Origin of the sequence: Calothrix rhizosoleniae SC01 (genome assembly GCF_900185595.1) — a bacterium.
GTDB classification, from domain to species: Bacteria; Cyanobacteriota; Cyanobacteriia; order Cyanobacteriales; family Nostocaceae; genus Calothrix_A; species Calothrix_A rhizosoleniae.
In genome coordinates this window covers 1-12,778 of the sequence record NZ_FYBH01000297.1, presented here as the reverse complement: position 1 = coordinate 12,778, position 12,778 = coordinate 1, and the positions used below count along the sequence as shown (strand labels likewise).

Below are 12,778 nucleotides of genomic sequence, written 5' to 3'. Positions count from 1 at the left end.
CAACAGGCAATCAATCAAGATTTTGTGCTGGCTGACCTAATTATTGCCTTAGATAAGGAAGAACATCAACCACTAATTTTAGAACGTTTTCCCCAGTGGACAGATACTGTTGAATACTGGTTAATTCACGACACGCACATTACTGCACCAGCGATGGCAATGAAAGAATTAGAAGGTAAACTGGTGCAACTAATAGGAAGATTATCATAAAAAGAGCGATCGCTTTTTTCTAACTTCACCGATGATTTTGATCTTAATTATTGAAAGAGCGATCGCACTTCAAAAACTCAAATATTTTTACCAGGAGTACCAATTCTGAAAAACTTTTATTTGGCGCTAGCTGCGGCTTCAGATACAGGAGTTTCTTTATTTGCAATCGCTGTATGAACTGTCAGAGTGGAGCAAGGTGCATGGTGCAACACATAATTACTCACACTACCCAAGAAAAATTCTGTCAAGCCACTACGACCCCTGCGTCCTACTATAATTAAGTCAGCTTCCCAACTACGGGCAAGGTCACAGATAACACTACCAGGATTACCCAAAATTTGCCGAAATTCAGTATCGATACCTGCGGTATTTGCTTCAGCAGCATAGGATTGAAGAATCTTTAGTCCTTCATTCTTATAGGTTTCCCATTGCTTTTGGTAAAATTCCCAAGTTTGGGCACTTAATTGGGGACTGTAGTTCCAATAAGAAAATGGAGGTGGATAGGGACTACCATCTTCTTCATGGGATAGAACGTGGAGAAGCATTAAATTAGCATTATTGGTTTTTGCTAGACACAGAGCATGTTCATAAACTTGCTGGGCATTGTCAGACTGATCTAATGCAACTAAAATTTTTCTAAACATAAGTATATTTCCTCAATGTTCTAGATTCAGTTGGTATAAATTATCTAGCAATCCTAGCTAAACCGCTTATAAAAAGAGGAGAGAGGGGAGTGTGGAAAGTGTGGAAAGTGTGGGGAGAAAATAACTTTTTCTTCTCACTCTTAACCAGGCATAGTTCCCTTGGTGGAGCACTAGTGCAAGAAGCAGTTGACTAAATATTCAGAGATTACGGTTGTAGATTGCTATTATGGGGAATCCTATTTGATTCCTGTGGTGAAAATGCCTAATAGGGCATAGTTATTTTCAAGCCATAGCCTTTGTTAAAGAGGCATTTGAGATTTAGTATGTATTTTCAATTCCAGGAGCCCTATATTAATAGGATATCCAAAAAATGTTAAATAAACTTATCCCTTTAGTCTTAATTTTAGTACAAAACTGGGAATAATTTATGAACCTGAAGCAAAATAGAGGGATTGAATAAATAGAGGACAAAACTTTACCAACTATATTGTGAAAATAATCAATATTGCTCAATTTTTCTTATTAACCCTATTGCTTACAGTAAGTACATCCAATTTTGGGCAAGCATATAGCCCAGAACTTGCGACGCTCCCCAAGGGGTCAAATACGACATACAATACTGACAGCCATATAGCTAGCAACTACCAAGAGAAAATTTTCCCGGATTCATCTATTGATACACAATTTTATCAGTACCATGTAGAGAATAAATTACCATCAACAACGATGTCTGCTGTCAAACCCCTCAATTACCCACCTAGCCTCAAAATGGAGCAAACTGATAATTATCACGGTACTGTGGTTAAAGATCCCTATCGGTGGCTAGAAGATAGCGATTCCCAGGAAACTAAGGCTTGGATCAAGGCACAAAACCAAGTTACTTTTAGCTACTTACAAGCAATACCCTCTAGGGAAAAAATTAAGCAGCGATTGACAAAGCTTTGGGATTATGAAAAATATGGTATCCCATTTCAGGAGGGTAACAAGTACTTTTACTTAAAAAATAACGGTTTACAAAATCAAAGTGTCTTGTATACCTTAAATAGGTTGGATGCTCAACCTAAAGTACTGCTAGATCCCAATAAATTATCTGCGGATGGTACAGTTGCCCTATCAGGATTATCTGTTAGCGATGATGGTAAGCTATTAGCATATGGTATATCTACTTCTGGTTCTGACTGGCAACAATGGAAGGTCAGGGATGTTGAAACAGGCAAAGATTTATCAGATAGCCTACAATGGGTTAAATTTTCTCGTGTTTCTTGGACTAGTAATAGTCTGGGTTTTTTCTACAGCCGCTACGATCAACCCACGGGAAAAAACAAATTTGAGGATGTCAACTATTATCAAAAACTCTACTACCACAGAATAGGTACACCCCAATCAAAAGATACTTTAATCTACCAACGCTCTGACCATAAGGAATGGGGATTTTCTGGAAAGGTAACAGAGGATGGACAATATCTAATTATTTCTGTTTGGTTGGGTACGGATCGCCGTAATTTAGTTTTCTATCAAGATTTAACCAATCCTGATGGCAAGGTGGTGGAATTAATTAGTAATTTTACCGCAAATTATAGCTTTATTGGCAATGACAAGGGTGTGTTTTATTTCCGTACTGATGTTAATGCACCACGGGGGAAAATCATTGCTATTAACACCCAAAAACCAGAGTCAAAATATTGGCAGGAAATTCTCCCACAATCCGTGGATACTTTGAGGAATGTGAGTATTATTAACAACCAATTTATTGCTAGTTATCTTCAAGATGCTCACAGCCAAATTAAGATTTTTGACCTCAGTGGTTTATTGGTAAGGCAGGTAGAATTACCTGGGATTGGTTCTGTTGGTGGTTTTTATGGCAAGCGAAATGACAGAGAAACTTTTTATAGTTTTACTAGTTTCACTACACCGACCACTATATACCGCTACGATATGGTGACCGGAAAAAGTCAAGTTTTGCGATCGCCACAAGTTGATTTTAATCCCGCAGATTACGAAACCAGACAAGTTTTTTACCAAAGTAAAGATGGTACGAAAATACCGATGTTTATTACCTCTAAAAAAGGTATTAAATTCGACGGAGACAACCCTACTTATTTATATGGATATGGTGGTTTTAACGTCTCCCTCACACCTAGTTTTTCCGTCAGTATGTTGGTGTGGATGGAAATGGGAGGGGTATATGCAGTTCCCAATTTACGGGGTGGGGGTGAGTACGGACAAGAATGGCATCAGGCTGGAATGAAGTTAAACAAGCAAAATGTCTTTGATGACTTTATTGGAGCGGCAGAATGGTTGATTCAGAACAAGTATACTCAAAAAGGTAAACTAGCGATCGCTGGTGGTAGTAATGGAGGATTGCTAGTAGGTGCTTGCATGACTCAACGTCCAGATTTGTTTGCTGTGACTTTACCATCTGTGGGTGTCATGGATATGCTGCGGTTCCACAAATTTACTATTGGTTGGGCTTGGATATCTGAATATGGCTCCCCAGAGAATAAGGAGGAATTTACAGCACTTTACGCCTATTCTCCTCTGCATAATCTGAAACCAGGTACAACTTACCCAGCAACCATGATTACCACCGCAGATCATGATGATCGTGTGGTACCCGTCCATAGTTTCAAATTTGCTGCGGCTCTACAAGCAGCTCATAGTGGTAATACACCAGTATTAATTCGGATTGAAACCAAAGCCGGACATGGTGCAGGTAAACCTACCACTAAAATAATTGATGAGATAGCAGATAGGTGGTCGTTTTTGGCTCACAATCTGGAAATGTAGCGCTAGGGGCAAGTAATAAGTAATAATTCCTTATTTCAAGCCCCCACATTCATGTATGGGGTTTCTCTCCTGCTCCCTGCTCCCTGCCCCCTGCCTTTGAATCATATGGCGCTACCAGGAAAATTTGGTACACAAAAACTAAATGTAATATTTTTTTGCATTGATATTTGAATTCAGTCAAAACTCAATATCATAATTTGGGATATTTTCCCAGGATTCACTACATTTATCAATTTTTAGCCAGGAGAATATGCTCATATCTTGCACCACATGATCCCATGAGAGAATTATCGCCTGTAACCCTTATTATTTCGTAGGGTGGGCACTGCCCACCTTACCATTATTCAGAAGGTGCAAGATGTGAATATGGAGTAATCTCCATTGCAGCACGAAAGTTGCCTATGTATTTGTACTTATTAATAGCCATTAGTAGTATTTACTGCAATATTTTTTATTTTGTAACTATTTTTATAAAAAAACAAATATAAAAGTGCTGATTAGATTATTTATAAGCTTTTTAAGATTTTAAATAGCCTAATTAACAAAATAATATTTTAATAATTTAAATTTATCCATATATCAGCTTTTTTTAGATATTTAACCCCTTTCTTTTCCTAGAAGTTTCCATAATAATGAAACTCACCAGACATCACACATCGCCATAGGCGGCTAGGTGAAAGCAATTATTTGAGCGCAGATTTTGCTCAGAAACCATTTTGAAGAGGCAAAAAAGTGAAATTAGCAGTTTACGGGAAAGGTGGAATCGGCAAATCCACAACCAGTTGTAATATTTCCGTCGCCCTAGCCAAACGCGGTAAAAAAGTGCTGCAAATTGGCTGCGATCCCAAACATGACAGTACATTTACCCTCACAGGGTTCTTGATTCCAACAATCATTGATACTTTGCAAGAAAAAGACTACCACTACGAAGATGTTTGGCCCGAAGATGTAATTTATAAAGGCTATGGCGGAGTTGATTGCGTAGAAGCAGGTGGTCCCCCGGCTGGTGCAGGCTGCGGAGGTTATGTGGTTGGAGAAACAGTAAAATTACTGAAGGAACTCAATGCTTTTGATGAGTATGATGTCATACTGTTTGATGTATTGGGTGACGTGGTTTGTGGTGGATTTGCAGCTCCCCTCAACTATGCAGATTACTGCATGATTGTTACAGATAATGGCTTTGATGCTTTATTTGCAGCTAACCGCATTGCCGCTTCTGTCAGGGAAAAAGCCCGGACTCACCCCTTACGTTTAGCTGGGTTAATTGGTAACCGTACTTCTAAGCGGGATTTAATCGACAAGTACGTAGATACCGTACCTATGCCAGTTTTAGAAGTATTACCTTTAATTGAAGATATCCGTATTTCTCGGGTAAAAGGAAAAACTTTGTTTGAAATGGCGGAAAAAGAGCCATCGTTAAATTACGTATGCGAGTACTATCTTAACATTGCCGACCAAATTCTTTCTCGACCTGAAGGTGTTGTTCCACAAGACGCTCAGGATAGAGATTTATTTTCTTTATTATCAGATTTTTACTTAAATCCGAAAAAACCCCCAGCTCTTAATCCGGAAGAGGAACTAAACTTGATGATTGTATAAATCATTTAGTTTCTCAGGATGAGGATAATATGGCGTTCTTTTATAGTTTTACAGATTCACTCAAAAATAAGTGGCTACAATTTTTTCAACTTAATCGGGATTGGATCAAGCTCCACATGGAGGTTGAGTCTGTTTACACTCCAGATGGCGGAAAACGCCCTTCTTCCTACCTCATCCTGGGTGTAGCCAATGCACTAGAACCCAAGTTAGCGCAGTTGATGCTACCCTTTTCCAGGTTAAATGCTGATGCTGATATTTTAGTGGAGGTTTTAGGCTTACATTTCGATCCAGATGTTGCGCTGGGTAATTATAATTCAATGCAATCCAGTTCCATGATGTCAGAGTCTGCTGATGATGACAACTCAGAATATGTCATGGATGAAGTACGCCATGAAGGAGTATCCAATGACACTGTGGCAGAAATGGATACACGCTTCACAACTTCGGAAACGGTTATGGAAGATGGAATGTCTGCAATGTCCACCGATGATAGTGACACATTTCAGATGTCTGAAGAGCCACAAAATGGGATGTCAAATTTCTCAGAAGCTGGCTTTGAAGAATCACAGGTTGGAGCCAGCAATGATGCATTTGGGGATATTTCCTTCGATGATTTAAAAGATTCCCAGACAGTTGACTCTGCTGCTGGTGAACTTGAAGAACAAATTGATGACCAGATGTTTGATGATATCGGTGCTTCTGCTGATGATGCATTTGGCGATGTTATGAAAGATGTCTGGAGTGAAGAGAACGCTTCTCAAAATGGAGAAGCAGATAACCAAGATGGGGAAGAAATGTCAACTGACGCTATTGACACCACGGAAATGGCGGAAATCTTCTCCCACAATTAATAGCAGCCACAATGAGGCAATGGCAATTTGTGATTTTGGGAGATATTCCCTGGGATGAGTGTTGCGGATTTAGTGGTAGTTGACAGTCAATAAATGCAGCAGTTTCCAACCGAAATCCTTCACTTTGCCTCATGTGCTTGTAATCTCAAAGGGAGAAAATATTAAAATGACCGTTGCAAAACCAGAAGCTTTAAATTTTGATTGTGAAACAGGTAATTATCATACCTTTTGTCCAATTAGTTGTGTAGCTTGGTTGTACCAAAAAATAGAAGATAGTTTCTTTTTGGTAATTGGGACAAAGACTTGTGGCTATTTCCTCCAAAATGCGATGGGGGTAATGATTTTTGCCGAACCCCGCTATGCTATGGCTGAGTTGGAAGAAGGTGATATTTCCGCCCAGTTAAATGATTATGAAGAATTAAAGCGCCTGTGTTTGCAAATAAAACGCGATCGCAACCCCAGTGTAATTGTCTGGATTGGCACTTGCACTACTGAAATTATCAAAATGGATTTAGAAGGGTTAGCACCGAAACTGGAGGCAGAAATCGGTATTCCCATTGTTGTCGCCCGTGCTAATGGCTTAGATTACGCCTTTACCCAAGGGGAGGATACTGTGCTGGCATCTATGGCTTTACGTTGCCCTGCAGAGGCTCCTGTGGCAGAAGTGGAGAAGGGTGAGCGCAATGCCATTCAAAAGTTGATCAACTTTGGTAAGCGGAAAGAAGAAGTTGCTCAAGAAGAATCAGAATATATAGATCATCCCCCCCTAGTTCTGTTTGGTTCTCTCCCGGATCCCGTAGTTACCCAATTAAGCCTGGAGCTGAAAAAACAAGGGATTAAAGTTTCTGGTTGGCTACCAGCTAAACGCTTCACAGAACTACCCGTGGTTGAGGAAGGGTATTATGTCGCTGGTGTCAATCCATTCCTCAGTCGTACAGCTACTACCCTCATGCGTCGGCGCAAGTGTAAACTAATTGGGGCACCATTCCCCATTGGCCCTGATGGGACTCGGGCTTGGATTGAGAAAATTTGCTCTGTATTTGGTATTACTCCCCAAGGGATGGATGAACGGGAGGCGAAAATATGGGAAAGTTTAGAGGATTATGTGCAACTAATTCGTGGTAAGTCCGTGTTTTTCATGGGTGATAACCTGTTGGAAATCTCCCTAGCAAGGTTTTTGGTGCGTTGTGGCATGACTGTTCCTGAAATTGGTATTCCCTACATGGATAAGCGTTATCAAGCTGCGGAATTGGCATTGCTGGAAAAAACTTGTGAACAAATGGGTGTTTCCCTGCCAAATATTGTAGAGAAGCCAGACAACTATAATCAGTTGCAACGGATCAATGAATTAAACCCAGACCTAGTGATTACAGGTATGGCACATGCCAATCCCTTAGAAGCACGAGGTATCACCACTAAGTGGTCTGTAGAATTTACTTTTGCCCAGATTCACGGCTTTACTAATGCTCGTGATATCCTAGAGTTAGTTACTCGTCCCTTACGTCGAAATAATAACCTAAAAGGTTTAGGTTGGGATAAATTAGTAAAAGAAGAATCTAAGGTTTAACAGTATCACTCTTTGCACTGTCCCTTAGCTACTTCTGCTAAGGGTAAGTAACTATTAATGAGGACGATTTTCTCTTCTTGAGAATCGTCCTTTTGTTTGTCATCAGAAATGGACGGCAATCGCTACTTTTATTTGGTCGGGGTTTACTGCTCGATATTGGGGCAAAATGATACTATTATTAAAGTCTTAACTATAAACTAAAATTAAACCCAATCATTAAGTCAGCTAATGGGCACTGGGGAGAAAATTCTTAACTCCCAGCCATTCCTTGACTAACATATTGAGTTAAATTAAGTATTTACAATAAAATACCAAAATTTTCATTTCCATCCCCTTGATTTTTTGTTATACCCATTATGCTAAAAACTTTGCTGGGCGATCCCAACGCTCGTAAGCTGAAAAAATATAAACCTTACGTTACTGAAGTTAATCTTTTTGAGGAAGACATCTCAGCTCTTACGGATGAAGAACTGAAGGGTAAAACAGCGGAGTTTAGAGAGCGACTAAAAAAAGGCGAAACTTTGGAGGACATTCTAGCAGAGGCTTTTGCTGTAGTCAGGGAAGCAGGCAAACGAGTCTTGGGTTTGCGACACTTTGATGTGCAAATTCTGGGTGGTTCGATCCTACACACCGGACAAATTGCAGAAATGAAAACTGGTGAGGGTAAAACCTTAGTTGCAACTCTACCCAGTTATTTGAACGGTATTAGCGGTAAAGGTGTTCACGTCGTTACTGTTAACGATTACCTAGCTCGCCGTGATGCGGAATGGATGGGACAAATACATCGCTTCCTAGGGCTAAGTGTGGGGTTAATTCAGTCCAGCATGAGCCCCTCAGAACGGAAAAAGAATTACGATTGTGACATTACCTATGTCACCAACAGTGAAGTCGGATTCGACTATCTGCGGGATAATATGGCGACATCAATTGCTGATGTGGTACAACGCCCCTTCAATTACTGCGTGATTGATGAAGTAGACTCAATTTTAATTGATGAAGCCCGCACACCATTAATTATATCTGGTCAGGTAGAAAGACCAACGGAAAAATATGTCGAAGCTGCCCGTATAGCCACAGAACTGAATAAAGAAGACCATTATGAGGTAGATGAAAAAGCCCGTAATGTGCTGTTAAGTGATGAGGGATTTGCAGAAGCAGAAAGATTACTAGGAGTTCAAGACTTATTCGATCCAGAAGATCCTTGGGCACATTTTATATTCAATGCCATTAAAGCTAAAGAATTATTCCTCAAAGATGTAACTTATATTGTCCGCAATGATGAAGTGGTAATTGTGGATGAATTTACTGGTCGAGTCCTTCCCGGACGGCGATGGAGTGATGGATTACACCAAGCCATTGAAGCTAAGGAACGGGTGGAAATTCAACCAGAAACCCAAACTTTAGCTACTATCACCTATCAAAATCTATTTTTGTTGTATCCCAAACTATCAGGGATGACAGGGACAGCAAAAACAGAAGAAGCAGAATTTGAAAAAATTTATAAACTGGAAGTAACTGTAATTCCTACCAACAGAGTCAGACAAAGACAAGATGAGTCTGATATGGTATTTAAGACAGAAGAAGGTAAATGGAAAGCGATCGCTAAAGATTGTGCAGAAATGCACAAAAATGGTAGACCTGTATTGGTTGGTACTACTAGTGTGGAAAAATCTGAGTATCTCAGCCATTTGTTGAAAGTAGAAGGGGTGCCCAACGAACTCCTCAACGCCAGACCCGAAAATGTAGAACGGGAAGCAGAAATTGTTGCTCAGGCGGGACGTATGGGTGCTGTGACCATTGCTACGAATATGGCTGGTAGGGGTACTGATATTATCTTGGGTGGTAATGCAGAGTACATGGCTCGTCTGAAGGTGCGAGAATTCTTCATGCCCCGTATTGTACAACCAGAAGATGAAAACTCCTTTGCCGTGCAAAAGGCATCAGGTTTACCCGCAGGAAGTGATGGTGGTGGTCAAGGATTTATACCAGGAAAGAAAGTAAAAACATGGAAGGCTTCCCCAGAGGTATTTCCGGCTCAACTGACATCAGCGACTGAGAAGTTACTGAAAACAGCCGTAGATTTCGCAGTGCGAGAATACGGAGAGCGCAGTTTATCTGAGTTAGAAGCAGAAGAGAAAGTTGCAGTGGCGGCGGAAAAAGCACCCACGGAGGAGCAAGTAATTCAGAAATTGCGGGATGCTTATCAGCAGATCAAAACAGAATATGAACAAGTAACCGATAACGAACATGATCAAGTAATTGAACTGGGGGGATTACACGTAATTGGTACAGAACGTCACGAATCCCGCCGAGTAGACAACCAATTACGGGGACGTGCAGGACGACAAGGGGATCCCGGCTCAACCAGATTTTTCCTCAGTCTAGAGGATAATCTACTACGGATCTTTGGTGGCGATCGCGTGGCTGGATTAATGAACGCCTTCAAAGTAGAAGAAGATATGCCCATTGAATCGGGGATGTTAACCCGTAGTTTGGAAGGGGCGCAGAAAAAAGTTGAAACCTACTACTACGACATCCGGAAACAGGTGTTTGAGTATGATGAGGTGATGAATAACCAACGTCGCGCCATCTATGCCGAACGTCGCCGGGTATTGGAAGGTCAAGAATTGAAGGAACTGGTAATTAAGTACGCTGAAAAAACGATGGATGAAATCGTCGATTTCTACATCAACCCAGATTTACCTTCAGAGGAATGGGAATTAGACAAATTAGTAGAAAAGGTGAAAGAATTCATCTATCTACTGGAGGATTTGCAGCCCAATCAGCTGGAAGATATGCCTATGACTGATATCAAAGCCTTCCTGCACGAACAGGTGCGAATTGCTTACGATATGAAAGAAGCCCAAGTGGATGAAATTCAGCCCGGATTGATGCGACAGGCAGAACGCTTCTTTATTTTACAGCGCATTGATACATTGTGGCGGGAACACTTGCAACAAATGGATGCCCTGCGGGAATCTGTTGGATTGCGTGGTTATGGTCAAAAAGATCCGTTAATTGAGTATAAGAGCGAAGGTTATGAACTCTTCTTGGATATGATGACTAATATTCGCCGAGATGTGGTTTACTCCTTGTTTATGTTTCAGCCCCAACCACAGCAAGTAGTGCAAACTTCCGACTCTATGGTTTAAGACCATTTTTATCTTACTTTTCACGGGTTCTGGAGCATCAATCCTGTGGAAGAGGGGTGTGTGGGGAGTGTGGGGAGTGAGAGAGTGATGGAGTGATGGAGTGAGGGTTGATGATTGATCGTTAGTTATTTCATCCCCCACACTTCCCTCCTTCCCTCCTCCTTAACTTCCCCGATACTGAATTCGATAAATCCGATTATTACTTTCTTCTGTAAAAATCAAACTACCATCGGGTAATACCAACAAACCCACAGGACGACCCCAGGTGGAAGGTTGAGAAGAATCGATCAAAAAACCATCAAGAAAGTCTTCATAGTAATTTTGCGGTCTTCCTTTAGTATTGAAAGGTACAAATACAATCTTATAGCCAGTGCCGCGATCGCGGTTCCAAGAGCCACGAAAAGCTACAAAAGACCCATTATGGTATTTTTTGGGAAAATTCTTACCGTCGTAAAATTGCAATCCTAATGCAGCCGAATGTGATTGAAACAACACGTCTGGAGTTTTTGTGCGTGCAGCTAAGTCAGGACGCTTACTTTTGCTAGCAACCATTTGCCGAGGGTCGAGATAACTGGGCTTAAGATAAGCATAGGGCCACCCATAAAATTCTCCCTCACGGATGCGTGTCAGGTAATCGGGGACTAAATCATCACCCATCCCATCCCGCTCATTCACCGTAGTATAAAGTTCCTTGGTTACTGGATGAAAATCCATCCCCACCGGGTTACGCAAACCAAAAGCAAAGGTTTTTTGTTGGGAGCCATCCAGGTTCATTTGTTGTACAGAAGCCCGTGGTAGAGATTCCTCATCTACATTACTACGAGAACCAATAGACACATATAATTTTTTCCCATCTGGCGATATAACTACATTCCTCGTCCAATGTTGGTTATAACCACCACCAGGAAGAGTAGCAATTTTTTCTCCCTTACCACTTAGTTGCTGCTGACCTTGACTATAAGGAAAACGTAAAACAGCATTGGTGTTACCCAAGAAGAAAGTATTTTCTCCAAAAGTCATGCCAAAGGGAATATTTAATCCATTGACTGCGGTTGCAAAAGTCTTTTTCTCATCAGCTACACCATCACCATTGCTATCCCGCAATAAACTAATTCGATTCTGTCTAGTTTCCGTTACCAGCACATCACCGCTAGGGCTTAAAGCCAACCATCGGGGAGCATCCAAACCTTCTGCAAACACATTGACAACAAACCCTGGTGGTAATCTTAAAGTAGGATTGGTGGGAATAGGTAGTACTTGGGGTGGTTTAGAACTACTAGTTGAGTCAAAAGGTTTAGGTAGGTTGTTAATATTAATCCGAATTGGCTTAGATTTGAGTGGCTTGGTGGAAATACTATTTTTGATTGCTATAGAATTTTGTATTAACTGCGTAGAAAATGTAGTTGCCTTAGGAGTAGAATGATTGACAACTCGGGGATTCTGACTACATCCTGCGGTTAAAATCAATAAAAAATTAACAAGGGATAAAGGCAAAAGTCGCATAATTAGGAAATTTGCATAAGTGAATAAGTCACTATAACTAAATAATCTCCAATTGTTGACACTCCTCATGGGTAGAACGCAGTAGATTCTTGTTGTTTCACAGAGCTAACTTTAATACACAAGGGCGCTGCAGTTCCTCCCACTCTTCTAACCGTGTACCAACGAATTATCGAGCTTGAGCAAGTTACTCAGGGATTTGCTCTCCACAAGGGTACTGGAATACGTAGTCCACAGTTCGGGGATGCCCTCTTCTTACTTTGTCGATCAAAAAAAGTTACTTTCTGGTGCTCGGTACTCTTTCTAGTTCATGGGTTTAGAGGGTTATTCGCTTTCTTGTTGCTAGTCTCGGCTTTACATAATTATTTGCATACCGCTTTCCCAGGAACGGCGGATGGAATAGACCAGCAATTATATCGTATCATTTTGCGATGGCAAATAAATTCACCTGTGGGCTTATCCCCATAA

General features: G+C 40.9%; 7 protein-coding genes and 1 pseudogene. 6 read left to right on the top strand and 2 right to left on the bottom strand.

Annotated features, from left to right (window positions below; all coding sequences use genetic code 11):
• Positions 1–210 (top strand): annotated as a pseudogene (locus CALSC_RS26595) (low molecular weight phosphatase family protein); the annotation flags it as partial.
• 116 nt (positions 211–326) lie between these two features.
• Here CALSC_RS26595 and CALSC_RS17880 read toward each other — a convergent pair.
• Entirely contained in the window at positions 327–854 is a 528-nt protein-coding gene (locus tag CALSC_RS17880; protein WP_088242652.1) for a universal stress protein, read from the bottom strand.
• Positions 855–1,580: 726 nt separating this feature from the next.
• Between CALSC_RS17880 and CALSC_RS17875 the strand changes: the two genes are divergently transcribed.
• The 5 genes from CALSC_RS17875 (at position 1,581) to secA (ending at position 10,810) form a co-directional block, all read left to right on the top strand.
• Positions 1,581–3,641: a prolyl oligopeptidase family serine peptidase gene (locus CALSC_RS17875; RefSeq protein ID WP_088242651.1), complete on the top strand. Its 2,061-nt coding sequence runs from the start codon at positions 1,581–1,583 to the stop codon at positions 3,639–3,641.
• A 732-nt stretch (positions 3,642–4,373) separates the two neighbouring features.
• Entirely contained in the window at positions 4,374–5,240 is an 867-nt protein-coding gene (gene bchL, locus CALSC_RS17870; protein ID WP_088242650.1) for a ferredoxin:protochlorophyllide reductase (ATP-dependent) iron-sulfur ATP-binding protein, read from the top strand.
• A 29-nt stretch (positions 5,241–5,269) separates the two neighbouring features.
• Positions 5,270–6,091, top strand: a complete 822-nt coding sequence (locus tag CALSC_RS17865) for a DUF5331 domain-containing protein (RefSeq protein WP_088242649.1) — start codon at positions 5,270–5,272, stop codon at positions 6,089–6,091.
• Between the two features lie 166 nt (positions 6,092–6,257).
• Positions 6,258–7,658: a ferredoxin:protochlorophyllide reductase (ATP-dependent) subunit N gene (locus tag CALSC_RS17860; RefSeq protein ID WP_088242648.1), complete on the top strand. Its 1,401-nt coding sequence runs from the start codon at positions 6,258–6,260 to the stop codon at positions 7,656–7,658.
• Positions 7,659–8,014: 356 nt separating this feature from the next.
• The gene (gene secA, locus CALSC_RS17855; protein WP_088242647.1) at positions 8,015–10,810 is read left to right on the top strand and encodes a preprotein translocase subunit SecA; all 2,796 of its coding nucleotides are present in this window, start codon (positions 8,015–8,017) and stop codon (positions 10,808–10,810) included.
• Between the two features lie 162 nt (positions 10,811–10,972).
• Here secA and CALSC_RS17850 read toward each other — a convergent pair whose 3' ends face one another.
• A complete protein-coding gene (locus CALSC_RS17850; RefSeq protein ID WP_088242646.1) occupies positions 10,973–12,313 on the bottom strand; it encodes a PQQ-dependent sugar dehydrogenase in 1,341 nt (446 codons plus the stop codon).
• Positions 12,314–12,778 lie beyond the last annotated feature (465 nt).

Coding starts and splice junctions, on each gene's coding strand:
- CALSC_RS17850 (WP_088242646.1), bottom strand. CDS start 12,313: ATGCGACTTTTGCCTTTATCCCTTGTTAATTTTTTATTGATTTTAACC.
- CALSC_RS17880 (WP_088242652.1), bottom strand. CDS start 854: ATGTTTAGAAAAATTTTAGTTGCATTAGATCAGTCTGACAATGCCCAG.
- secA (WP_088242647.1), top strand. CDS start 8,015: ATGCTAAAAACTTTGCTGGGCGATCCCAACGCTCGTAAGCTGAAAAAA.
- CALSC_RS17875 (WP_088242651.1), top strand. CDS start 1,581: ATGTCTGCTGTCAAACCCCTCAATTACCCACCTAGCCTCAAAATGGAG.
- CALSC_RS17865 (WP_088242649.1), top strand. CDS start 5,270: ATGGCGTTCTTTTATAGTTTTACAGATTCACTCAAAAATAAGTGGCTA.
- CALSC_RS17860 (WP_088242648.1), top strand. CDS start 6,258: ATGACCGTTGCAAAACCAGAAGCTTTAAATTTTGATTGTGAAACAGGT.